Here is a 22936-nt window from a genome sequence, read left to right as displayed (position 1 = left end):
CACCAATTGGTAATTGTCGTTACCGTTGACGGTTATGGTAATGTAGGTTACCGGTCAAGCGGAAGTTATTGAAGAAGGCCGATAAAGTGACCGACACGAAAAGCGAACGGACAAAACTTCGACGGAAAACTATTCTTCGTGCTGCAGCTGAGCTTTTCTTCGAGCAGGGCTACGCAACCACCAGCATTGATGCGATCATAGAGCGTACCGGTGGCTCGAAGCGAACGATCTATAGTGAGTTTGGCAGCAAGGAGGGATTGTTCCTGGCTCTGGTTGCCGATAATGCGGATCGCGCGATCTCTGCACTCTCTCTAGACTACACTACCCAAAGTGAGTTGCCCGATACGCTGACGACTTTTGGTAACCACCTACTGGAGGTTTACATGAGCCCTTCGGTCCTAGGCATTTATCGCATCATCATCACTGAAGCCGGGCGATTTCCCGATCTTGCGCGCGTGTTTTATGAGAAGGGCCCGGGCCGTACCACGGCTCATCTCGCCAAAGTTCTCCAGGCTGCAGCCGATCGCAAAGAAATTCAGATAGACGATCCTTTGCTTATTGCCGGGCATTTCGTCGGAATGATCCGGGATAATCTTCATTTACAGGTTGTGCTGGGATTGCGCACTCCCCCTACCGAAAGCGAGGCACGGGCCACGGTGGCCTCCGCCGTAACTCTGTTTCTCAATGGCGTGCGATCGCGGTAAGAATGTTACAGCAAGACCACACGCAGGGCACGGTACATCCAACAATATTTCCCGATCCGGTCATGTTGGAACTGAACCAAGCTCCTGGCTGCCTTCCGGTTTCCTTTCTTCAAAAGGGTTCGTTTTGTGGCTGCTCCGAGGTCTTTGTTCCAGGCTCGCAAATCAATTGAATAGCAGCATTTGCAGCGATGCAGATACCGAGCGCTATATGAACCAAAGTAGCCGAGGGCAGTGCCTCGAAACCGAGTGCATAAGGTGAAATCACTGTCCAGCAGCCAAGTACAAAATTGACCCATTCGGTCCAGCTACGATAATGGCAGATTGCCGTAATCGAACAACAAATAATGATCGTACCCACAAAGCCTGCATTCCACGCAACCAACGGTCGATCAATATACGGGAACATACAATAAGCCAGGGCCAGACCCAGTGTCAGACTCGCCCATTCGAGTCCTCTGTTTGGTACATGATTGGTCATGATCTTTCCTTCAGGGTTATTCTTCACTGTCCTTTGTTGAGGCCGTCAGAAGAGCATGAACTGCATTGTCTCATGACGCTATTCATCCAAGGCTTCGATTGTTCAATGCGATGGTAGATACATCTCTATTCCCTGAGCTATGTTCGTAACCGGTCAGCATGTACCATGCTGCACATGCGATGAAGCCTCGCTCTCGGCGGGTTCGATGTTTGCAGCAATTTGATCACTAGATCGAAGGCCGGTGAAATCTTCGTCCTTCAGCTTTCGCCGCCTGCTTGGGCACAACTTCATATCGGATACCTCCGCTCGTCGCTAGGGCAGAAGCGGTTTTGCGCATTCAACAAAGCGACAGATACACTGCTCCCAAAGATGAAGCGGAACTGAGCCCGGGGATAGGTCATTTCGTCTGGCAACTTTGTTAGCGTTCCCATGTGAGCCGATCAGCTCATGAAATTCAGAAAATGCAGTCTCGACTGCCTATAGGAGTATAATATGGAACAGCTATCAGTCACGGCCACCCGCCGTGCAGTCATGTCCGGTACCCTTGGTCTTGCAGCTGCCGGCGCCACATTTGGTCCAGCTTCCGCAAATTCAGCTGAGAAATCGTCCGGAACGGAGTTCAGTGACCGACATGGATATGTCGTCACAAAAGACGGCGTGGCGATTTTTTACAAGGACTGGGGCCCAAAGGACGCCCAACCGATTGTCTTCCACCACGGATGGCCCTTGAGCGGAGATGATTGGGACAACCAGATGCTCTTCTTCCTGGCGAAGGGATATCGTGTAATAGCGCATGATCGCAGAGGTCATGGTCGTTCGAGCCAAGTCAGTGATGGGCATGACATGGACCACTATGCGGCCGACGTCGCAGCGGTCATCACGCATCTTGATCTTCAAAACGCTATCCATGTAGGACACTCCACCGGCGGTGGAGAAGCAACCCGCTATACAGCCAAATATGGCGACGGACGCGTCGCCAAACTGGTACTGATCGGTGCCGTCCCACCGATTATGGTAAAAACGTCATCGAATCCGGATGGATTACCCATTGAAGTGTTTGATGGATTCCGAACCGCCTTGGCGGCAAATCGATCACAGTTTTATCGGGATGTCGCGAGCGGACCATTCTATGGCTTCAATCGACAGAACGCCGTGCCCTCCGAAGCCTTGATCCAGAACTGGTGGCGGCAAGGTATGACGGGGGCCGCAAATGCGCATTACCTAGGCATCAAGGCGTTTTCGGAAACAGATTTTACCGAGGATCTGAAGGCCGTAGCCGTTCCCACGCTGGTGCTACATGGTGATGACGACCAAGTGGTTCCGTATGCCAATTCGGCGTTGCTCTCCGCGAAGCTGCTTAGGAACGCTGAACTTAAAATCTACAAAGGCTTTCCGCACGGCATGGCAACCACCCACGCCGACAATATAAATGACGATTTACTGCGATTTATCAGTCGATAAATGACGATTCGGCAAGTTACTATTTAAGATTATTTGCCCATCACGAGCCATAGTATTCGTGATGGGCCTTTGTTATTCCTAGACGCTTGCGCTGCACTTGATGAGGACAAGGCAGATTGATTTCAAATATGGTATGATAGCCAAAGGAAGTTTTCTGCATCTAACAGATTGGCAGGAGATTGGTGATGGCAGATCAGACCTCTTTAGAAAATGACGCCGTGGATAACGGGGCACTTTGGTCGCGTGAAGAAGAACTTTCATTATTAGTAGATATGGTTCCTAGTCATTTGTGGCGTTTAACGGATGAAGGCGAACCTAGTTTTTTCAATAAGCGTATGGTCGATTTCATTGGTTTCAGCGCTGATGACCTAGAAAGCCCCGGCCGCTCAAAATTGGACGTGCTTATTGACTGTATACACGAAGATGACGCCAAGGAATTCAGTTCGACGCTTCGCCGGTGTATCGCTAATGGCGATGTATTCGCGATGCGTTATCGCTTACGCCGTGCGGATGGGGCTTTTCATTGGATGTCTAGTCGGGCCGAGCCCATGCGTGATCGGGGCGGACGTATAATCCAATGGTACGGTTTATGTCATGACATACATGATCAAGTGATGATGGAAGAAGCGCTAAGACGCAGCGAGAGTCAGCTTCGTCGGCTGGTCGATTCTAACATTATCGGAATTGTCATGTGGGATCTAAATGGACAACTTTTGGATGCGAACGACGCTTTTCTTAACATGGTCCAGTATAGTCGTGACGAATTGGAAAGAGGACTTAGCTGGCTAGATTTAACTCCGCCGGAGTGGCAAGACGCACACGCACTTGAAGAAGCTCAGGAACTTGCCAATACAGGTCTAATGCAACCAAGGGAGAAAGAGTTTTTCAGGAAGGACAGGGGTCGAGTACCCGTACTAATAGGTGCCGCTTGTTTCGAAGGTCAGCGCAGACAAGGTGTCGCCTATATCCTTGATTTAACTGAACGTAAGCATGCAGAGTTGGCACTGCGCAATCGTGAGAGGGAACTTGAACAACTAGTTGATACGGTACCGGTCCAACTCTGGTCTATTTCGGCGGAAGGCCACCCCGCATATATCAACAAGACGATGAAGGACTATATGGGGCTTCACCCGAGAAAAAGCGATGACGAGCCAGGACTCGCAGAGTCGTTGAAAAGCAGCGTACACCCTAACGACAGATTGCTTTACTTGGACAAGATAACCGATTCAGTCAAAACCGGAGAAAAATTCGAACACAAGTTTCGAAATCGCCGCTGGGATGGTGAATATCGATGGACCCAAGGTTATGCTAACCCGCTTCGCGACGAGGAGGGCAATATAATCCGTTGGTATGGTGCCAACATTGACATTCATGACCAAGAAGTTTCTCAAAATGTGTTGCGTGAAAAAGAACGTTTCCTTTCGCGCTTGGTTGAGACGTTGCCAGCAATGGTTGACTGTGCTGCGCCGAATGGTGAGCCAGTTTACCGGAGCCAACAATTTCGTGAATTTCTTGGATATGAGCTCGAAGAGTTGGATAGTTCAGGAAAATCACGGCTGGCGGGCACGCTTGATACAAGTGTTCATCCTGACGACGTAGAAGTAGTTAAGAAGAGATATTCGCAATGCCTTTCATCAGGAGAACCCTACGCTCATAAGCACCGTTTGCGGCGCTTCGACGGCGAATACCGTTGGGTCGAAACTCGCGCAGTGCCAATGCATAATACTGCGAGTGAAATAGTACAATGGAACGTTATATGCATTGACATCGATAGCGAAGTGCGGGCTCAGGAAGCACTGCGCTTGGCTCAGGAGAGGCTTTTTCGCGCTAGCCAAACGGCAAGTCTGGCCGAGCTATCGGCTTCAATTGCGCATGAGGTTAATCAGCCACTCGCTGCCGTCGTGGCAAATTCATATGCATGTCATCGTTGGTTGTCAGCAACACCGGTGAATCTAGAGCGGGCAAAACAAACGGCTGAACGCCTCACACGGGATGCTAACACCGCCAGCGATGTAGTTAATCGAATCAAAGCATTATTTAAACACTCAGCAGATGAGCGCATTCTTACAGATATTGGAAACATAATATCTGAAGCGCGATCCCTGTTGACTGGAAATGCATTACAACACCGAATCGATATATTCGTCGAAGAACGGCCTAACTTACCACAGTTAGTGTTAGATCGAACACAAATACTCCAAGTGCTAGTGAATTTAATGCGCAACGGGATAGAGGCCATGGAAAGTTCTCAAGATGAGAGAATCCTCAGCATAAACGTGGGTCCGACGAACGCAGGAATTCGCATCGAAATCAGCGATCTTGGTATTGGTCTCACCGAATTCGAAAACATCTTTGAACCATTTGTATCCGCGAAGATTAACGGAATGGGCATGGGACTTGCCATTTGTCGCTCCATAGTCGAAGGGCATGGTGGACGATTATCGGCAGAACCCAACCAGCCAAAAGGAGCGAAGTTCATTATAAATTTGCCAACTGGCTTGTGATACTAATCTAAATTGGATTCGAGTTTTCGCTCAGTTTGACAGCAAAGTAACGCTCGAATGTCAACGTAAATTGTGATGTACAGTAGCTAACGAACTTCACACCGATGGTGGACGCTACATGGTGAGCGCTACGAATGGCCCACGGCTTTTGTGATTGACGGAATAGGTTTCTGGCGCTCGGTCAGTATTTCTGCTTTGCCCGCTTCGGCATAAAGTAGGTTCGGATGTTGACGAGTGCTTCGGCGACATCAGCAGCATCTTGGCAGGTCGCTTTGCGTTTCGCCTCGCCGAGCTTGCGGATGGGCGCGATGATATCGCCAGTGACGGCATGGCCTCGCAGGACGGGCCGCCAAAGCTTGGGCGCGTACTCTGTTCCTAACAGAAAGGAGATATCCCAATCGAAGATATCAAAGGTCTGACCATCGATCCTGGTGAACCTGGGCCGGTGGTCTTTCGGTGTTTCGGAAAGGCTTGCCGAGATGCGGTTATACTCTGCGACAATCGTCTGCACGGCTTGATGCTCGGTCGTTTCTATCGGTAGGTTCAGGGCATCTGGACCGGTCAGTTTCGGGATCCATTTGCGTGGGTCGATGAACTTCGGGCCAATGATGAGGGCAGTGAGGTAGCCATCGAGACCGCTCATGGACCAGATAGGCGATATCGGACGACGTCCCCTGATAAAGGCTTCAAACGCCTCGTCATCGAGCTTTGGTCGTTCCGTCGTCTGCTGATTGTTCTGTGTCATGCCGCCCGTCTCTCCTGCTGTGCCATCGCTTCACGCTCGGCCTTCCAGGTCCAGGGCAGGAGACGTTCCATCTCGTTGGCTTTCACTTTGCCGGAGATGATCCGCTCCAGCACATCGGCAAGCCAAACCTCAGGATCCACGTCGTTCAGTTTACAGGTGTTGACGAGGGATGCGATGACCGCGAAGGTCTTTCCACCCCGCTCGTTGCCCACGAATAACGAGTTCTTTCTCGTCAGTGCCACGGATTTCATCGAACGCTCGACGACATTGGAGTCTACCTCGACCCGGCCATCATCGAGGAACGCTGTCAGCCCACCCCAATGGTTGAGTGTGTAGGAGACTGCCTTGCCAAGCGCCGATTTCGACGAGACCTCGTCTTTCAGCTCGGTAAGCTTGGCCTTCAGCTCCCCCATGATGGACACCGTCTCGCGGCGCCTGACGATAAGCCGGGTATCAGCATTTTCCCCGCGCAGGCCTGCTTCGATGCGATAGATTTCGGCGATCCTGGCGAGGATCGACAAAGCCTCTGAAGAGCCGGTCAGCTTGACGACATCGACAAACTTGCGCCGGGCATGGGCAAGACAGAAGGCCAGTCGCACTGGCGCGATGTTGCTCTTTCCCCGACGCTTGACCAGGGTTTTGTAGGCTTGATACCCATCCACCTGAAGCACGCCAGCAAACGACAACAGTTGCCCCTCGACCTCGCGAGCGCTGCGGCTTTCGGCAAAAGTATAGACTACCGCCGGCGGCGCCGGACCATTCCATGGGCGATCGTCGATCGCTTGCGCCCATAACTGGCAGATCTTGGTTCGTTTGCGCCCCGGATCGAGCCGCGGAAGTGGCGTCTCATCACAGAACACCCTCGGCTGCGAGCGGATGAACGCGGTGAGCGCATCGTAGAGAAGCTCAAGCCACCAAGCGACCCGCTCGACCCAGGCGCCGAGCGTGCCGCGATCGATGATCACGCCGCAGGAGGCAAGCATCTGGGCTTGACGGTGAAGCGGCAGATGCCATGCAAACTTCGAAACGGCGACATGGGCCGCGAATGCCGTCGTCACCATGCCGCCATCCATCACGCGCGCCGGCGCGGGTGCTTGCACAACACCGTTCTCGCAGGCCCGGCATGCATAGCGTGGCCGGATCGTCCGTTTCACCCGAACAACGGCAGGCACGATGTCGAGCGCCTCGCTGACGTCCGTGCCGATGCAATGAAGTTCGAACGAACAGCAGGGGCAAATCTTGCTCTCCGGCTCGATGAGCTCGTCATAACGCGGAAGGTGCTTGGGTAAGTGGCCGATATTGCGAGCTGGCGATCGCCGTGCCTGCGTTTTGTATTCATCGACCGGCGCGACATCGTCATTGGCAGCAACGGGAATGTCGCTCAGATCGCCAAGGTCAAGGGTTGCCTGCGTCGGATCTATGGTCGTCATCTTCTCCGATTTCGTCCCAAAGAACTGGCCTTCAAGGAAGGCCACGCGCGCCTTAAGGTCGGCATTCTCTTCGTCAAGCGAGAGAATGATCCGTATCAATTGAACGGCGTCCTGCGGTAAGGGATCGGGTCGAAGCAGCATGAGAGATCCTACCATATAGGCACAAATCTTCAAGCAAAACCAATACGTTCACCCTGCTTTCAAGGGGCGTTTTACCGAGTTCTGCTTCACCCTTGTCCAGTCAATACCGGCAGCCAAAAGAGAGAACTCTTCGCGTGTCATCTGCATCGCGCCATCGCGGATCGGCGGCCAAACAAACTTGCCCGCCTCAAGCCACTTCGTCGCCAGGATCATGCCGGATCCGTCCCAATAAATGCAGCGAAGTCGATCAAGACGCTTGGCGCGGAACACAAACACGTCGCCGCAATACGGATCAGCAGCAAGCGCCGAAGCCACCAAGCCGTTCATACCACGTCGGAAGTCGATAGGCTGCGTCGCAACCATGATCTTCATGCCATTCGGCGAAAGTCCGATCACCGGCGACCCCGCAACGCCGCTACGATCGCTTGCGCCAACTCGGGCGCCACCGTACCGATCACGGTCACGCGCGCGCCAGCAATCTCGATTTCAATTCGACCTGCGGCGGAGTGCGCGGCATCCGATGGAGAGCCCTGGTGGGCCGCTTGATCGCCGACCACCGTTACAGGCACGAACATCGCCTGCTGCGTTGAGATCTTGGCCGAGCGGCAAGAGGTCAGCCCGGCATCCCGACGCCAAACATTCAGCAAGCCGCGATTGACGCCCCAGTGCCGAGCAACGGCCGAGATGTTCACATCAGGTTCCGCGCTTTCCGCAAGGATGCGCGCCTTCTCCTCGTCAGTCCAATTCCGCCGCTGGCGCCGACCGGTAATCACCTCGATCCGACGATATTTTCCCTCATGCCTGGCTTCATGCATGTCTTCATCCATGACTTCAAGCATGGCATCACCGCGATCTCCAACCATCCCGTTCCGCTCCTATCGGTAAAGGAGCTTATCTCGCGGCCTCGATCACAAAAGGAAAGGTGGGCTGTTCGTAGCGCTCACGCTACATGTACTCATTGATCAGTGGGCTCCAACTGAGCGGTCGCAGCATGAAAAACATAAGTACCCGGTCCAGCATATTTCGCGGCAGATTGATCGTCTATTTGACTGTGAAACTTCGAATAGAGTGACACCATCGCGGTGAACCGAGAATGCCGAAAACTGTCAGAAGCGCTGAGTTCCGAAATATCGATAACCCGCGCCCCATATTGTATAGCGGCCGTCTTGACCCATGGATTATAAACGTCGTCCGCCCCTACTCGTTGACCACCGGTAATAATCCGGGACACCGCCAGCGCTTCATCGTCACCAGATACCAGCAGATTCAGTGGGTGCGCAAGTCGCCCGATCGTATTTAGTTGACGGATCATATCATTAGTATCGATATCTGGGGCGGCTAATACTATATTGTCCAAACGCCTAGCCACCTGACGTCGAGAGGTTCGGCTCAATCCGGATAGGGTTTCCATCGCAAGCCACGCTCCCATGCTATGTGCAAGGAGGCCGACCTTCATCTTTCCTCCCTGGACAAGGATCTCAATTGTCTCGGCAAGACCGGCGGTTGAAGCTAGCGCAGCGCGCCTGTCCGTGCTGTAGCTTAGCGCGTTACCCTGGGACGGCCAGGCAAATAACACTGCGGTCTGGCCATCGTGGGAATCTGCTGCAAGTTGCGCGAGCCGATAGACCGATTCCTGATAAGTGTTATTGTATCCATGTACAAATAGTCGGACAGAAGGGATACGATTGGCAGAAAATATAGCCGAATAAAACTCGTCTGCAGTGAGGCTCCGGGATGTCAGTGTAACAAATTCCTTGGCCGGATTTGGTGGCGTACTGGGCCACTCAACCAAGTTAGCTTTGTGAGTAGGTGGGATTGATATTACATGCTTTACAAATCTCAGGTGTGGTGAGTAGCCACTCGTAAACGTTGTCCCGGAATCATCTGCTGGGGCCCTGACAGTAGAAACATAAACTGTCACGCGTTTGCAGTCAGTTCGAGAAAACGACAAACTCGCAGCGCTTCCCTCTAGCTTGGAGCTACACGCAGCAAGCCCGAATAGCAGGAAGGCCATTACCAATGCCAAGATTGGTATGCTACTTCGTTTGTTATGGCGAGCCGCGAGCGGCTGCGACAAGACCACGTTTCAGTCCTCCTATCGATTTTGTTGTGAGAAACAAAATAGAGAGATAATTTTCGCACTATTGGCTATGGGGAACTATCTTCTAAACGGAGAAAACATCCTATGCTAAGTGATAGGGGCGCTAAACAGTTTCAGAGCCATTCATTGAAAGAAGGTTCGATGAGGAAGAAATTCGACGTGTTGGGAAACCGATGTTGGCAAACACTCATCAAAGTGACGAAAACGGCGCGTAAGTCTATCTATCATGCATCGCTAATCTGATTGCCAGTCAAAATGACGGAACCTCGTGGTATCTGGCTGAACTATGAGTACATGATGAACGCCAGGTCAGCGACCCCTAACAAGGCCCCTACCATGCTCCGGCTGCAGGTCGTTGCCTGGTGGCAACCCACAAGCTCATTATCGTCACTGTCGCAAGAAGGCTCGGAACAATCGCAAACGCGATCCTCAAAAGCGGCGCCTCATGGAGCCATCAAAGCCAAACTTACACACAGTTGCTAGTTATGAAGCCTGGTGCGCTCGGCCGAGCGTACTCTCGATCGTAGTAAATGCATGTCCAATCTACTCCAGTCTTATTCTTGATATTGAGAAATTTTGTAAGATACTGACACTATCGGATTTCTCTCGGCGGTGAGACCTATTAGTGACAAATCAACATTCCCCATTGACACTTGACGACATCACAATCGTCGATCAATCGAAGTTAAAGAAAGCTGTCACTGCGGCCGCTTTAGGCAACACCATGGAGTGGTTCGACTTCGGCGTTTATGGTTTTGTGGCGTTCGCGCTGGGTAAAGTCTTCTTTCCTGAAGTTTCTCCGGCAATTCAAACCATCGCAGCGCTAGCGACTTTCTCGGTGCCCTTTCTTATACGGCCACTCGGCGGGCTGTTTTTCGGTGTCATGGGCGATCGCTTTGGCCGTCAGAAAGTATTGTCGCTCACTATAATCATCATGGCAGCGAGCACATTTTGTATTGGATTGATCCCCGGTTACAACAGTATAGGTATCCTTGCGCCTATCCTGCTATTATTGTGCAAACTGGCACAGGGATTTTCCGTAGGCGGGGAGTATACAGGCGCGGCGATTTTTGTGGCGGAGTACGCCCCTGACCGCCAGCGCGGTGTGCTCGGCAGCTGGCTCGATTTCGGTTCCATTGCAGGGTTCGTACTCGGTGCGGGTTTCGTGGTTCTTTTGCAGACCTTCTTGTCGGAAGTTGCTTTTTTGAGTTGGGGTTGGCGCATACCTTTTCTGGTTGCTGCTCCGCTTGGGCTCATAGGCCTTTATTTGCGTCATGCGGCTGAAGAAACTCCGGCGTTTACGCAGCAATTGGAACGCTTAGAGCAGGAAGACAAATCGGCACTACAAGACCGGCCAACCGTGCCATTTGCGGAGATATTCACCAAATATCGTAAATCCTTGCTGGTATGTATCGGTATTGTTCTGGTGACGAACACCACCTATTACATGCTTCTGACATATTTGCCGACGTACCTGTCCAGCAACCTGGGCTATTCGGAAGACCATGGCGTGATGATTATCATCGCGGTGATGATAGGTATGCTGTTCATTCAGCCAATCATCGGCCTCACTAGCGACCGCATTGGTAGACGACCCTTCATTTTGATTGGCAGTATCGCCTTGTTTATGGTCGCCATTCCCTCATTTCTGATGATCGCCAGTGGCCAGTCGGCTCAAATCTTCCTGGGGTTGTTATTCCTGGCAATTGCGCTGAACTGTATGATCGGTGTGATGGCAGCAACCCTCCCAGCTCTATTCCCAGCCCGCATTCGATATAGCGCCCTGGCGAGCTCGTTCAATATAGCCATTATAGTGGCGGGTCTCACACCGACGCTGGCAGCATGGCTGGTCGCAAGCACAGAAGACTTGCTGATGCCAGCATACTATCTGATGGGTGCGGCAGCAATTGGCATCTTTACCAGCCTATTCTTGCCCGAGACCGCCAATCGGCCGTTACGGGGTGACACACCGAATGCTTCTAACCCAGCGGAGGCAAAAGTCCTGCTACAGGAATCCTACGACATTATTGAAGGCCGTATTGAGGATATCGATGCTGAAATCGCCATGCTGGAGGCAAAGATCCAGCAGCTAGCTGTTCAGCGTGAAAAGTTAGCAGACCGCCACCCTAACATTGATTGATTGCGTTTGATGGGGTGTTAGCAACTGTGTCTAAGTTGGGCTTTGATGGCTCCATAAGGCGCCGTTTTTGCGGATCGCGTTTACGAATGTCACGAGCCTTCTTGCGACGGCAACAATGACGAGCTTGTGGGGTTTGCCACGCTCTTTCAGTCGTTGTGCGACTGATGGCATATCTTCGACGGAACGCCTCTTGCGCCACTTCAGGACCGTATTCTCGTTGATCCCGAACCGCGCGGCGAGCTGCGCGACCGAAGCTTTCGATCGCTATAGTTCTGCTCGAATGGCGTGCGTGGTCTTGGCGCTGCCGTGGAGAATTTGGCCCATAGCTCCCTCCGCTGTGTCGGTGACAGTTCTACACCATCACGTGCTGGGACCAAACAGCTAGCAGACTTGCAAACACTTAAGTACACTATATTACTATATTTTATTGATTCTCGACTTACCTCGTATCTAAGGTTTTCGTGATTGGGGGGCCATCGATTGCGTGCTGACCGTGTGAGCATATCAGTTGCCATTCCAAGACTTGACGCGAGGAGGAGAGCACTAATGAGCTCCATTTTCTTCCATCCTGCGACTTTGGCCGTAGCGATGACGGCGTTGCCGTCTTCGGGGCAAGCTTTGGCGCAATGTGCTCCCTCGTCACCCGGACCTATTAGTATTTCTTCCGGTAGTTGTTCGGATCCGGCTCTCACCATACGAGAAAGCGCTAATGCTGCGCCGGTGGTCGACGTTTCGGGCACCGGCAGCTATAGTGGCACCTCTGTTTTGCTAACAGCTACTGGCACCGGTCACGGCATGCAGGTGAGCGGTAACGGGACCGCCACCTTGATCGGGACCTCGCCGGATGATGTTTCTGAGGTAATCACCAACGGCACGGGCGGTCATGGCCTCTACGCCGTGGATGGCGGGGTGATTGAAGGAAGCTATACCACGGTCACGACCTATGGCGTCAGCGCAGTTGGAGCCAACAGCAGCATCACGCTGATTGATAGTTCCGTGTCCACGGTCGAGGAAAACTCGCATGGCGCTTACGCCGCCGGTGGCGGAACGATCACGCTCACCCGCACCGACTTCACAATTTACGGCACGGCGGCCTCTGCCGCATTTGCAGATGCCGGCGGAGAGGTCACTCTCAATGATCTAAATACCTTCAGCTTTGGAGATAACGCACCGGGCGCGGTGGCTTCCGGTGCCGACAGTAATCTCTATGGTTACCATTCTTTGGTCGTTTCGCTGAAATGGGTGAGAAAAGGTACACGGTAACCGGTGTCACACCCGTACCTTGATGCCGCGTCCTATTTTTTGTGGCGAGCGGGTTCAGACTGAGACGTAATTGCAAAATTGGACTGCGTGAGCTACTTAGCGTCATCCACAAGGACTCGGTGAAACTCCGGGTGGCTCTTCTGGCCGCCGATCCGCCAGACAACACAGCAACGCAACCTAATCCATTCTCGAGGACCGAGTTTTGCTCGGCCCGTTGCATCACCTGTGAAAAATCCCATGCGAACTCTTTCAAACTACCGCCAGGAGTGGTTCTCCAATATCCGTGGCGACGTGCTCTCGGGCATCGTCGTCGCCCTCGCGCTCATCCCGGAAGCGATTGGCTTCTCGGTGATCGCGGGCGTCGATCCCAAGGTGGGGCTCTACGCCTCCTTCGCAATTGCCTGTGTGGCCGCCTTTCTGGGCGGGAGGCCGGGCATGATTTCTGCCGCCACTGCCGCAACCGCGGTGGTGATGATCTCGTTGGTCAAAGAGCACGGTCTTCAGTATCTGTTCGCGGCCACTATTCTGATGGGCGTCATCCAGATTGTCGCGGGATGGCTGAGGCTCGGCCGCGTGATGCGCTTCGTCTCCCGCTCTGTCATCACGGGCTTCGTGAACGCCCTTGCGATCCTGATCTTCATAGCCCAGTTGCCCGAACTCATAGGGGTCCCGATGCTTACCTACGTGATGATCGCAGGCGGCCTCGCCATGATCTATCTCTTTCCATACGTGACCAAGGCTATTCCATCGCCGCTCGTGGCCATCGCGGTCCTCACGGCCATGGCTTGGTGGTTTGGCATGGACCTACGCACAGTCGGCGACCTCGGTGAACTTCCGTCTTCGATCCCATTCCTGATCCTTCCGCAGGTTCCGTTGACCTGGGAGACGCTGCAGATCATCTTCCCATACTCAGTGACGCTCGCTGCGGTCGGCCTGCTGGAATCGCTGCTTACCGCGCAGATCGTCGACGACATGACAGACACGCCCAGCAACAAGAGTCAGGAATGCATTGGACAGGGCGCGGGTAATATCGCCTCGGCACTGATCGGCGGCATGGGCGGATGCGCCATGATCGGACAATCGGTCATCAACGTAACATCTGGTGGTCGAGGACGACTTTCAACGTTCGTCGCGGGTGCTTTCCTATTGTTCCTGATTGTCGTCCTTAACGACCTCGTCCAGATCATCCCCATGGCCGCGCTTGTTGCGGTTATGATTATGGTTTCCATTGGCACTTTCTCCTGGCGGTCGATCCTCGACCTGAGACGCCATCCGCTTCCATCCTCCGTCGTCATGTTGGCAACGGTCATCACCGTCGTCGCAACGCATGATTTGGCGAAAGGCGTAATCGTTGGCGTCTTGCTGTCCGGCATCTTTTTTGCTGGCAAGGTAGCCCGTCTGTTCAGGGTCACGCGCGAAGAGGATGCCGAACAAAATAGTGTCACCTATGCAGTGGTGGGGCAGGTCTTCTTTGCGTCGGCGGAAGCCTTTATCCATGCGTTCGACTTCACGGATAAGGGTAAGCGGATCATCATCGATCTGACAAAGGCCCATCTCTGGGACATCACTGCAATTGGCGCGTTGGACAAGATCGTATTGAAGTTCCGTCAGGCAGGCGACGAGGTCGAAGTCCTCGGCTTTAACGAGGCGAGTGCCGACATGATTGACCGCTTCGCGCTGCACGACAAGGATGAGCGGCTTGCGGCAAGCGCCCCACTGCACTGAACAACGTGGCTGCGTACATTCGCGCGCAGCCATCTGCCCCGCTACTGTTGCCTCTTGGTCTGCTCCAAGATCGAATGATTTCAAGGAGCATCGGAATCGATTATCGAGAAAACCTCAATGCCCTGCTTTTGCGTTGTGATGAAACCGTGGCCGGTTTTTGGATCGATACCGTGTCCGCGGGCCGCTTTCCTGCCGAGTTTCTCGATTGCCGCGATGAGACGGCTTTCCATATTGGCCTGTTCAGGCCAGCATTGAATATTCGCGCTTTCACGCAAGTCGCCATTGGCGACGAGAATGATATCCTGCATGTGATCGTCTCCTCCAGAACCGATGCTTGTCCTCTACAAGCAGTTCAACTGCTCGTCAGACAGGCCCGGTTGACCCCAAAAGCCAGACGCTCTGCAACTTCTCACCAGACAAGATACGTTCGCGGCATTGGATTTCACCATCACCATTGGCATCTGCATCGTCGGCGATAACGGCAACCAGTTCCTCAGGAATAACCACTACACCTGAAATATCAGCGAAAATCACATCGCCAGGCCGCACCCGAACACCATTGATGTTCAACTCGACTTGCGACTTAGTCGGCTCCATACGCCCAGAAACCCCGACCGGGCTAACGCCACGCGCAAAAAGCGGGTAATCGAGCTTTTTCACTTCGGCAATATCGCGCACCGTACCATTGACGATTGTTGCAGCAGCACCGGCAGTTTTTGCACCAGTCGACATCAATTCACCCGTGCCGGAACCTTCAGCACAGGATGCGTCCACCAGCAGAATGCCGCCCTCGACGACATTGTCGATTGTGCCGTGATAGACATCTTGAGGCTGGCCGGTTCGCGTGCTTTTTTCATAGAGAACAGTATGGACTGGACCGCAGATCACCTGCCCCGGCTTCAGTTCGCTTTGCAGGCTCAGTCCCTGCAGAAAGCCATAAAAGCCATGCTTGTCCATGACATCCTGAATATCGCCCGAATACCAGCGCGACAGGCGTTTGATCGCATCCCAGTTGACGCGCGAATAATCATAGCTGCTCATTGTTTTGTTCTTCCGTTTTAGCCCGTTTCAGGCCTGTTTCTGGATTGTCTGATCGCCTGTTCGAGATAAGCCGTACTGTTGGTGATGTGTTCGCGCATCGCTTCGCGCGCATCGCTGGCCTTACCTGCTGCAATCAGCCCGTAAATATTCTCATGCTCGGCCAGCCCCGCGCTCAGTTTTTTGCTCGGAACCCGGCTCGATACTTTGATGACCTCTGAGATGAGCGAATGAAGATTGCCGTGCAGTGAAGTTAAAATCTCATTGCCCAAAGATTGCACCAAAGCCCGATGGAAAGCCGCGTCGCCTTCGGCGAAACGGGAGAAGTCATTGTCATCGGCAGATTTCCGCATGACATCGAGTGCTGCGGTCACTCCATCACGCAGTTCTCCCTCGCCAGAAGCGAGGCGCCCCGTAACATCCACTTCGATCAGGCGACGCACATCCATGGCCTGAACGAGATAGGACGAGTCACGCGCAAAAAGCGATCCAACTGACGATACCAGTGAGTCCATGAACTCGCTGACATCATCCCGGACAACTTCTGCTCTTTCACCGTGGCGACGCCGCACCAGCCCTTTGGTTTCAAGAACCTGCATGGCTTCGCGCACAGATCGCGTGCTGACACCAAATGTCCTGCCAATCTCGGCCTCAGAAGGCAGACGTTCTCCCACCTGAAGCTCACCAGACAGAATGCGCGCCTCTATCGCGGCAACAATATGCATATGCAACTTGCCGCGATCGACATGAGGGGAAACTGAACCAATCACCATTTTACCGCTCCGAAGCCGCGATTATCGCGTTTTATTTACATTAGAGTTATGACATATGTCATATGTAAATTCGCATTTCATGTCAAGGTTTTGACATAATCAGGTTCTGGTTTCAGCCTCCTCCTACTCGGTATTATCGAGCTTTACCAAGCAGTAAAGCCGCCATCCACAACGACATTCGAACCCGTCATGTAAGACGAAGCGTCGGATGCGAGGAAGCGGATGATACCGTTATACTCATTGATCTCAGCCTGGCGGCGCATTGGTACGCGATCAAGGAACGCATCGATAAATTCTTTATCGAAGCTCGCAGTCTTCACACCACCGAATGAAATCAGGTTCACACGAACGTTCTTCTCACCCCAATAGGTACCGAGATAGCGCGTAAGATTGATAAGTCCCGACTTGGAAGCGGCATAGGAAATTGCTTTGATGAACGGCTTGCCATCGCGTTTTTCACGATAGGAATAGAGCGCCTGATTTGGCGAAACGAGACCGTAGATCGAACCGACATTGATGATTGAACCGCGACCTTCGGATGCCATGTGGCTGCCGATAACCTGACTGGTCAGCATAACGCCGGTCAGATTGGTATCGATAATCTCATCCCAGAATTTCTGCGGATAGACTTCAAACGGCGCATTCTGCTCTGCCGAACCGTCTGGCTTTGAATCGATACCCGCATTGTTGACGAGTACATGCGGCACGCCCCAATCAGCGATCAGCTGTTTGGTTGCAGCTTCAAGGGCAGCCTTGTCTGTGACACTTGCCTCATAAACGCGGATACGATCTTCAAGTCCCGGAAACTTTTCAGCAATCTGCTGCTTCGTGAATGGGCGACGGCTGAAGATTGCCACCTTCGCACCTGCTTCGGCCAAAGACTTGGAAAACTGCGTTCCGAGCTGCCCAAGTCCGCCTGTCACAACCGCAACGCGGTCTTTGACACTAAAAATATCAGTCATTGTAGGTTCTCCTCGCAGATTTTACGCTTTGGCTGAGGCGTCGATTGCTTCGCGCGCGCGACGATTTCCTTCGTTAAGGAACATCACGTCATTGCCCATAATAATCATGTCCACGCCCTTCTTTTTTAGCGCGGTGACGCTCTCGGCGACCGGTGGAATGCACGGCGCCATGACCTTGATGTCGCGCGCGTGGCACTTTTCGATAAGCTCGCTCAGCTTCTCATCGACTTCCGGATGCGACATGGAATAGTCGATCGAAATGCGGCGCGAGATCGAGTAGTCGGCTGGGCCGAAGTTGATGACATCAATGCCTTCGACATCGAGAATTTCATCGATATTGTCGAAGAACTCGAAGCTCTCAGCCATCGGGATCGCGAGCTTGTTGGCATTCTCGCGTTCCATATAGGATGACCACTGGAAGCCCGGCCCGGCAAAACCCGCGGCACGACATGAAGCGTCACCACCACGTCGGCCGTAAGGCGGAAACTTTGCCGCCCGGACGATTGCACGAGCCTGCTCTGCGGTATTGACCTGCGGTACGATAATGCCGGTTGCGCCGATTTCCAGCGACTTGCGGATATCCCATTCATTCGTGCCGCGAACACGAACCAGCGGTGCGATGCCCGAAAGAAGCGCTGCCATCACCAGCTTTTCCATATGGGTATCGACGTTGACGGGCGTATGCTCGGCATCGATGAAGGCAAAATCCAAGCCCCAATTACCAGCAACCTCGATTGCTGTCGTCGAACCGGTGTAGAATGTTGTGCCGAACGTCGCTTCGCCATTGCGCAGCTTTTCAGCCAGTTTCAGATTTTCAACTACAGGCACTGCTCTCTCCTTGAGTCAGTAGTTATGTGGGGAATTGATGATTGCTGGTTCACTTCACATCCGAGGAAATAAACGCCTGCAATTCCGGCGTTTTCGGATTTGCGAAAAGTTCTTCGGAAAGCCCGGCCTCCCAGACTTTTCCCTGATGCATGAAGACGGTGTGGGTCGCGACACGACGGGCAAAACCCATCTCGTGCGTTACCAAAAGCATGGTCATGCCGGTCTTGGCGAGTTCAGCGATGGTCTTCAGAACTTCTCCAGTCAGTTCTGGATCAAGTGCGGAAGTCACTTCGTCAAACAGCATGACCTTAGGCTTCATTGCCAATGATCTGGCAATCGCCGCACGCTGCTGCTGGCCACCGGACATAGAGTCTGGATAAGCATTTTTCTTTTCCAGCAAGCCGACTTTCGACAGCACTTCATCGACCAGCTTTTCCTGCTCTGCCTTGGACACATTCTTCACAAGACGCGGGGCCAGCTTGATGTTTTCGGCGACGGTGAGATGCGGAAACAGATTATAGCTCTGAAACACCATCCCAACTTCCTTGCGCAAATCGCGTAGACCCTTGTTGGTGCCATCAAGCCTATGCCCAACCACTTCGATTGAGCCGGAGTTGAATGGCTCAAGCCCGTTGATGCAGCGTAACATCGTGCTTTTGCCAGAACCGGACCGCCCGATAACGGCAACGGTTTCACCAGGTTCAACCGAGAGGTCCACACCTTTAAGAACAGGCAGAGAGCCGAAAGATTTTTGCAGGTTATCAATGCGCAGCGCTGGCATTTTTCTGCTCCTTTAATTTCTCGCTCCACCACGACAACGGGTAGCAAAGGGCGAAGTACATCACTGCGACCGTCAGGAAGACGTGGAAAGGCTGGAAGGTCATATTGTTGAGAAGCTGTCCGGCGCGGGTAAGCTCGACGAAGCCGATCAAAGCCGTCACCGACGTATTCTTGATTACCTGCACCATGAAGCCGACTGTTGGGCCAAGTGCTATGCGAAAGGCTTGCGGCAGGATCACGTAGCGCAGCGTTTGGGTACCGCTAAGCGCAAGTGAATCCGAAGCTTCCCACTGAGCGCGAGGGATCGATTCAATGCAGCCGCGCCAGATATCTGCCAAAAACGCTGTCGTGTAGATCGTCAGCGAGATTGCTGCAGCTGCCAGCGGCGGAAAGTAAAAGCCAAGGAAGCTAAGACCGTAGAATGATAGGAACAGCAGGATCAGAAGTGGTGTTGCCTGCACGAGCTGAATGTAGCCCATGATGATCCAGCGCAGCCACCTTGGTCCGAGTGAGCGACCCAGTGCAAACAGCAATCCGAGAATGCCACCGCAGGCGAAAGTGATAAGCGAGAGACCGACTGTCCACCAAAGGCCCTGGATCAGAAACTGAATGCTTGTCCATCCGAATGACTGGATCATGGCTTTTGCTCCTGAACATCGAGCATCAGCGCCCCAGTTTCATTGCCCACATCCACGCGGCGGCGGAACAGCCAGAGACCAAACAGCATGTAGATGAAGCGGAAGAAAAACGTGATGCAGATATAGATGGCGGCCACGATCAAGAAGGTTTCTAGGCTCCTGAACGTCTGTGACTCGATCGTGCCTGCTGCCATGGTCAGCTCCTTCGCCGAAACCGCCGACACAATCGAAGTGCCTAGCAAGGTGAGTGTCAGCTGGCCGGTCAATGCCGGATAGATGATGCGAAGCGCAGGAACCAAAACCACGTAGCGCATGACTTGAAACTGAGACAGGCCAAGTGCCAGACCAGCCTGAATCTGGGTCTTGGGAATGGCGATCAGACCTGCACGAAATATCTCTGCCGAATAGGCTCCAAGATTAAGTGATACAGCGAATATCGCGGCCTGATTGGCGTCCAGCTTGATCCCTGTGTAAGGCAAGCCGAAGTAGATCAGAAAGAGTTGCACCAGAAGCGGTGTATTGCGGAATGCTTCAACATAGACCGCGCCGATTTTCCTGCCCCAGCGTGGGCCATCGAAGCGCAGCAGAGCCACAGCAAGACCGATCGTAAGGCCGATGGCAATTGCCTCTGCTGACAGGATTATCGTGTTGATTGTTCCGGTTACAAGCTCGGGAGTTCGGGCTAGGACCGGAGCGAAGTCCATCTCATAGGCCATTGTGTTGATCTTTCAGAGTTAACAGCGGCGCAGAAGCGGGATTGCGAGGTGCCGTAACACTTTAACTTTTATGCATATTCTTTCATCGGGCGGGGCCTTGCACAAAGAACACGGCATGAAGGAACGGGCAGTCGCATACATTGCGGCATGCGACGCCGATCAGACATAAAAGGCTTAGAACGTCGGGAGTTTTCCACCCGGAATAGGTCCGCCGATCCACTTCTCGTGGAGTTCATTCAGGCGACCGGTCACTTCCTGATAATAGATGAAGTTGTTCAGCCACTGATGCAGCTCTGTCGAGCCTTTACGGGTAGCCATCGACCAATAGAGCGTAAAGATCGGAACGTCTTTCTTGATCTCCAGATTGGTGAGGTTGCGCTTTTTTATGATGTCTTCTGCAACTGTTGCCACCGCCGCTGTCGCATCGACTTGGCCTGAAATCAGAGCTTGCATTGCAAGCGCATCGTCATCAAAACGGACAACCTCCAGGCCTTCGATGCCATAGCCGCTCACAGCCACATCCTGAGTACTTCCCTTTGGCACCGAGATGCGCTTTCCAGCCAGATCCTGCAGAGTTTCGACCTTCATATCCTTGGCGGCAATGAAACGCATTTCATAAGCGCCATATGGATTGGTCATGAGAAATGTCTTTGCGCGTTCTGGCGTCGCAGTCATCTGCGCGATCAAAAAGTCGACGCGACCGGACTCAAGTGCCGCCGAACGAGAAGCGTTATTGACCGGCACAACTTCAAGATTGACGCCAAGCGCCTTAGCCGCATCGCGTGCTACATCCACGAGAAACCCATCGGTCTTGCCGCTGGCATCAACCGTATCATAGGGCGGAATGCCCGTCAGCACACCGATCGTTACGGTGCCTTTTCCAGTGATATCCGACAGAGACTGCGCAATCGCCGATGATGCACCAAAGCACACAACAGACGCCAAAGAGGCCGCAAGCGCAAACCGCCTGAACAGGTTCGTAAACATGATTTCCTCCAGCTTTTTTGTCCAAGCACGTTCCCTGTCGCGCTTCGACTTTTCCTCCCGCGGCGTCTTTTGAATACCCTGGGTCCCATCAAGCAAACGCAGCCTATGTCATATGACTTATGACATAAGTTAAGTCAAGCCCTTTCTCTAGCGCTCCCTTGGGACAGGAGCGCGCGATCTACCAGACTGAACCACACTTTTGCCTGAGTAGAGACCTTACAATTTTCAAAACTAATAAATCCATATAGCGGCGAATCTGCAAAGTGGCGGGCCTTACTTTCCCAAAGTCAGTCATTTGGTAATCCATCCACGGTCTCTAAAATCTTTGGTACGTAAGGCAGTCATTATTAATGTATTAGTACATTGATCAGTAGCGAAATAGAGCCTCTCTTCCCCGTTCACCAATCCGATTGCCAGTCAAGAGCACATCATACGCGCATCGGATAGAAACCCGCGACCATTTACTTTTTGATCAAAGCGACAGCGAAGTTTGGATTGCCGCTACGGGCGGCGAATCTCAGAATTCGTTGATCAGTCCTTCGTATGCTTTGTTAATCTCTCTCACATCCCGTCGATATTCATCGATGATCCAGTCGCAAATGTCGCGAATGAACCATTCATCCGTTTTGATCGAAGTCACTAGATTACAGCTTCGGCCAGTCGAAACCACAACAGGATGCGATGGAACGAGCGAGCCGTTGGCCAGCAAGGTTGACACCACACTTAACCAGCCGATAGCGTTGCCTTGTCCCATCAGCGCGGCCTGTACAACGACATTGTAATCCGAGAATTGAAGTTCCCGGGCTATCTCTGTCAGTGCATCAACGGAATACAAATCTGCCCATCTGAACTGTGACCCGCTAAGAGTAATCACCTGATTCAAACCCGACTGGGACTGTTTCGAATTGAAATCGAAGGCCGGAGATCGCACAGGCAGCAGAATCTCTGGCATAAGTGGAAAAATTCGATACCGGTCATCCACTTTCGGATCGAACCGCATCGCGATATCCGCGTCGTTAACCGGACAATCGAGCGGCCCGATGATCAGTTGCCACTGAATGTCTACATCAGGAAACAGCGCTTGGAATTGGTTCATCCGCGGCATAAACCAATGCGTAGCGAAAGCCCCTGAGACTGATATTCGCAGCGTGCGTCGCTTCGTTTGCGCATTTTGTCTTAGTCCAGCCAAAACACGTTCAATGTTTGAAAAGCTCTTCGAGACTTCCGCAAAAAGATCACCTCCTTGTTCCGTCAGTTCTGCTCCCATCGGCGTTCGTTTGAAAAGCTGCATTCCGAGATGAAGCTCCAGACGCCCGATGGTGCGGCTGACTGCGGGACTTGTAACCCCAAGTTCCCGTGCCGCGTTTGCAAATGTTCCGCATCGGACTGCCGCTTCGAAGGCGACGAGTGCGTTGAGCGAGGGAAGGAGCCGTCGAATATGTGACATTACAAAATGTAACCCCAGAGGTGATTATTTTTGGAATTGATGGATTTGTCTCAAGTATCCCAATGTAGCCAGACA

21 protein-coding genes, 2 pseudogenes and 1 other annotated feature are annotated in these 22936 nt (G+C 52.8%); of the genes and pseudogenes, 6 read left to right on the top strand and 17 right to left on the bottom strand.

The genetic code is table 11. The annotated features are described in order from the left end of the window. Window positions 1-68 precede the first annotated feature (68 nt). A complete protein-coding gene (locus F9K94_RS07280) occupies window positions 69-704 on the top strand; it encodes a TetR/AcrR family transcriptional regulator (protein WP_151644547.1) in 636 nt (211 codons plus the stop codon). Window positions 705-813: 109 nt separating this feature from the next. Here F9K94_RS07280 and F9K94_RS07275 read toward each other — a convergent pair whose 3' ends face one another. Further along, window positions 814-1182: an SPW repeat protein gene (locus F9K94_RS07275; protein WP_151644545.1), complete on the bottom strand. Its 369-nt coding sequence runs from the start codon at window positions 1180-1182 to the stop codon at window positions 814-816. 492 nt (window positions 1183-1674) lie between these two features. Between F9K94_RS07275 and F9K94_RS07270 the strand changes: the two genes are divergently transcribed. Further along, complete coding sequence (locus F9K94_RS07270) at window positions 1675-2643, top strand: alpha/beta fold hydrolase (protein WP_010660382.1); 969 nt, start codon at window positions 1675-1677, stop codon at window positions 2641-2643. Window positions 2644-2876: 233 nt separating this feature from the next. Continuing rightward, a pseudogene (locus F9K94_RS07265) lies at window positions 2877-5147 on the top strand (PAS domain-containing sensor histidine kinase); the annotation flags it as partial. Window positions 5148-5328: 181 nt separating this feature from the next. Here F9K94_RS07265 and F9K94_RS07260 read toward each other — a convergent pair. From F9K94_RS07260 to F9K94_RS07240, 5 genes are all read right to left on the bottom strand, one after another. Continuing rightward, window positions 5329-5892 (bottom strand): UPF0149 family protein, encoded by a 564-nt coding sequence (locus F9K94_RS07260; protein WP_151644541.1) that lies wholly within the window; start codon window positions 5890-5892, stop codon window positions 5329-5331. Continuing rightward, entirely contained in the window at window positions 5889-7463 is a 1575-nt protein-coding gene (tnpC, locus tag F9K94_RS07255) for an IS66 family transposase (protein ID WP_151644538.1), read from the bottom strand. Before tnpC ends, F9K94_RS07260 begins: the two co-directional genes overlap by 4 nt. Window positions 7464-7511: 48 nt before the next feature. Continuing rightward, entirely contained in the window at window positions 7512-7859 is a 348-nt protein-coding gene (tnpB, locus tag F9K94_RS07250; protein ID WP_151644536.1) for an IS66 family insertion sequence element accessory protein TnpB, read from the bottom strand. Further along, window positions 7856-8326, bottom strand: a complete 471-nt coding sequence (gene tnpA / locus F9K94_RS07245; protein WP_151644534.1) for an IS66-like element accessory protein TnpA — start codon at window positions 8324-8326, stop codon at window positions 7856-7858. Before tnpA ends, tnpB begins: the two co-directional genes overlap by 4 nt. Window positions 8327-8418: 92 nt before the next feature. Further along, the gene (locus F9K94_RS07240; RefSeq protein ID WP_080641669.1) at window positions 8419-9477 is read right to left on the bottom strand and encodes an alpha/beta hydrolase; all 1059 of its coding nucleotides are present in this window, start codon (window positions 9475-9477) and stop codon (window positions 8419-8421) included. A 712-nt stretch (window positions 9478-10189) separates the two neighbouring features. Here F9K94_RS07240 and proP point away from each other — a divergent pair. Continuing rightward, window positions 10190-11704 (top strand): glycine betaine/L-proline transporter ProP, encoded by a 1515-nt coding sequence (gene proP, locus F9K94_RS07235; RefSeq protein ID WP_151644529.1) that lies wholly within the window; start codon window positions 10190-10192, stop codon window positions 11702-11704. A 165-nt stretch (window positions 11705-11869) separates the two neighbouring features. On the opposite strand, the pseudogene F9K94_RS07225 reads toward proP, so the two are convergent. After that, window positions 11870-12028: pseudogene (locus tag F9K94_RS07225) on the bottom strand (helix-turn-helix domain-containing protein); the annotation flags it as partial. A gap of 222 nt (window positions 12029-12250) precedes the next feature. On the opposite strand from F9K94_RS07225, the gene F9K94_RS07220 reads away from it, so the two are divergent. Both F9K94_RS07220 and F9K94_RS07215 read left to right on the top strand, forming a co-directional pair. Continuing rightward, window positions 12251-12967 carry a hypothetical protein gene (locus tag F9K94_RS07220; RefSeq protein ID WP_151644527.1) on the top strand — a complete coding sequence of 239 codons (717 nt, stop codon included), beginning with the start codon at window positions 12251-12253 and terminating at the stop codon, window positions 12965-12967. Between the two features lie 109 nt (window positions 12968-13076). Continuing rightward, window positions 13077-13132: a sequence feature (sul1 is cis-regulatory element that is thought to sense ions involved in sulfur or methionine metabolism; They are found in Alphaproteobacteria), on the top strand. A gap of 72 nt (window positions 13133-13204) precedes the next feature. Next, complete coding sequence (locus F9K94_RS07215) at window positions 13205-14692, top strand: SulP family inorganic anion transporter (RefSeq protein WP_151644525.1); 1488 nt, start codon at window positions 13205-13207, stop codon at window positions 14690-14692. Window positions 14693-14772: 80 nt separating this feature from the next. Here the strand turns inward: F9K94_RS07215 and F9K94_RS07210 are convergent, their stop codons facing one another. The 10 genes from F9K94_RS07210 to F9K94_RS07165 form a co-directional block, all read right to left on the bottom strand. Beyond that, window positions 14773-15000 carry a hypothetical protein gene (locus tag F9K94_RS07210; protein ID WP_192799457.1) on the bottom strand — a complete coding sequence of 76 codons (228 nt, stop codon included), beginning with the start codon at window positions 14998-15000 and terminating at the stop codon, window positions 14773-14775. Window positions 15001-15055: 55 nt separating this feature from the next. Next, complete coding sequence (locus F9K94_RS07205) at window positions 15056-15733, bottom strand: RraA family protein (protein ID WP_151644523.1); 678 nt, start codon at window positions 15731-15733, stop codon at window positions 15056-15058. A 17-nt stretch (window positions 15734-15750) separates the two neighbouring features. Then, the gene (locus F9K94_RS07200; protein ID WP_112806121.1) at window positions 15751-16503 is read right to left on the bottom strand and encodes a FadR/GntR family transcriptional regulator; all 753 of its coding nucleotides are present in this window, start codon (window positions 16501-16503) and stop codon (window positions 15751-15753) included. A 143-nt stretch (window positions 16504-16646) separates the two neighbouring features. Continuing rightward, complete coding sequence (locus F9K94_RS07195; RefSeq protein ID WP_112806123.1) at window positions 16647-17465, bottom strand: SDR family oxidoreductase; 819 nt, start codon at window positions 17463-17465, stop codon at window positions 16647-16649. 21 nt (window positions 17466-17486) lie between these two features. Continuing rightward, window positions 17487-18293 (bottom strand): HpcH/HpaI aldolase family protein, encoded by an 807-nt coding sequence (locus F9K94_RS07190; RefSeq protein ID WP_151644521.1) that lies wholly within the window; start codon window positions 18291-18293, stop codon window positions 17487-17489. Between the two features lie 49 nt (window positions 18294-18342). Then, the gene (locus F9K94_RS07185) at window positions 18343-19074 is read right to left on the bottom strand and encodes an amino acid ABC transporter ATP-binding protein (RefSeq protein ID WP_064321521.1); all 732 of its coding nucleotides are present in this window, start codon (window positions 19072-19074) and stop codon (window positions 18343-18345) included. Beyond that, on the bottom strand, window positions 19055-19711 hold the full coding sequence (locus tag F9K94_RS07180; RefSeq protein ID WP_151644519.1) for an amino acid ABC transporter permease: 657 nt from the start codon (window positions 19709-19711) through the stop codon (window positions 19055-19057). The genes F9K94_RS07185 and F9K94_RS07180 overlap by 20 nt, the downstream gene beginning before the upstream one ends. Further along, the gene (locus F9K94_RS07175; RefSeq protein WP_105519395.1) at window positions 19708-20427 is read right to left on the bottom strand and encodes an amino acid ABC transporter permease; all 720 of its coding nucleotides are present in this window, start codon (window positions 20425-20427) and stop codon (window positions 19708-19710) included. Before F9K94_RS07175 ends, F9K94_RS07180 begins: the two co-directional genes overlap by 4 nt. A gap of 174 nt (window positions 20428-20601) precedes the next feature. Further along, on the bottom strand, window positions 20602-21414 hold the full coding sequence (locus F9K94_RS07170; protein WP_151644517.1) for a transporter substrate-binding domain-containing protein: 813 nt from the start codon (window positions 21412-21414) through the stop codon (window positions 20602-20604). A gap of 517 nt (window positions 21415-21931) precedes the next feature. Beyond that, entirely contained in the window at window positions 21932-22861 is a 930-nt protein-coding gene (locus F9K94_RS07165) for a LysR family transcriptional regulator (RefSeq protein ID WP_029928501.1), read from the bottom strand. Window positions 22862-22936: the final 75 nt, after the last annotated feature.

Origin of the sequence: Brucella tritici (assembly GCF_008932285.1) — a bacterium.
GTDB classification, from domain to species: domain Bacteria; phylum Pseudomonadota; class Alphaproteobacteria; order Rhizobiales; family Rhizobiaceae; genus Brucella; species Brucella tritici.
This window is presented reverse-complemented; position numbering and strand designations above follow the sequence as displayed.

What these genes read in the sequence shown, in the direction of transcription:
- F9K94_RS07275 (WP_151644545.1), bottom strand. Translation starts at nt 1,182, where the DNA reads ATGACCAATCATGTACCAAACAGAGGACTCGAATGGGCGAGTCTGACA.
- F9K94_RS07175 (WP_105519395.1), bottom strand. Translation starts at nt 20,427, where the DNA reads ATGGCCTATGAGATGGACTTCGCTCCGGTCCTAGCCCGAACTCCCGAG.
- F9K94_RS07195 (WP_112806123.1), bottom strand. Translation starts at nt 17,465, where the DNA reads ATGACTGATATTTTTAGTGTCAAAGACCGCGTTGCGGTTGTGACAGGC.
- F9K94_RS07205 (WP_151644523.1), bottom strand. Translation starts at nt 15,733, where the DNA reads ATGAGCAGCTATGATTATTCGCGCGTCAACTGGGATGCGATCAAACGC.
- F9K94_RS07165 (WP_029928501.1), bottom strand. Translation starts at nt 22,861, where the DNA reads ATGTCACATATTCGACGGCTCCTTCCCTCGCTCAACGCACTCGTCGCC.
- F9K94_RS07185 (WP_064321521.1), bottom strand. Translation starts at nt 19,074, where the DNA reads ATGCCAGCGCTGCGCATTGATAACCTGCAAAAATCTTTCGGCTCTCTG.
- F9K94_RS07210 (WP_192799457.1), bottom strand. Translation starts at nt 15,000, where the DNA reads ATGCAGGATATCATTCTCGTCGCCAATGGCGACTTGCGTGAAAGCGCG.
- F9K94_RS07170 (WP_151644517.1), bottom strand. Translation starts at nt 21,414, where the DNA reads ATGTTTACGAACCTGTTCAGGCGGTTTGCGCTTGCGGCCTCTTTGGCG.
- F9K94_RS07270 (WP_010660382.1), top strand. Translation starts at nt 1,675, where the DNA reads ATGGAACAGCTATCAGTCACGGCCACCCGCCGTGCAGTCATGTCCGGT.
- F9K94_RS07240 (WP_080641669.1), bottom strand. Translation starts at nt 9,477, where the DNA reads ATGGCCTTCCTGCTATTCGGGCTTGCTGCGTGTAGCTCCAAGCTAGAG.
- F9K94_RS07215 (WP_151644525.1), top strand. Translation starts at nt 13,205, where the DNA reads ATGCGAACTCTTTCAAACTACCGCCAGGAGTGGTTCTCCAATATCCGT.
- F9K94_RS07200 (WP_112806121.1), bottom strand. Translation starts at nt 16,503, where the DNA reads ATGGTGATTGGTTCAGTTTCCCCTCATGTCGATCGCGGCAAGTTGCAT.
- tnpA (WP_151644534.1), bottom strand. Translation starts at nt 8,326, where the DNA reads ATGGTTGGAGATCGCGGTGATGCCATGCTTGAAGTCATGGATGAAGAC.
- F9K94_RS07260 (WP_151644541.1), bottom strand. Translation starts at nt 5,892, where the DNA reads ATGACACAGAACAATCAGCAGACGACGGAACGACCAAAGCTCGATGAC.
- F9K94_RS07220 (WP_151644527.1), top strand. Translation starts at nt 12,251, where the DNA reads ATGAGCTCCATTTTCTTCCATCCTGCGACTTTGGCCGTAGCGATGACG.
- tnpC (WP_151644538.1), bottom strand. Translation starts at nt 7,463, where the DNA reads ATGCTGCTTCGACCCGATCCCTTACCGCAGGACGCCGTTCAATTGATA.
- F9K94_RS07180 (WP_151644519.1), bottom strand. Translation starts at nt 19,711, where the DNA reads ATGATCCAGTCATTCGGATGGACAAGCATTCAGTTTCTGATCCAGGGC.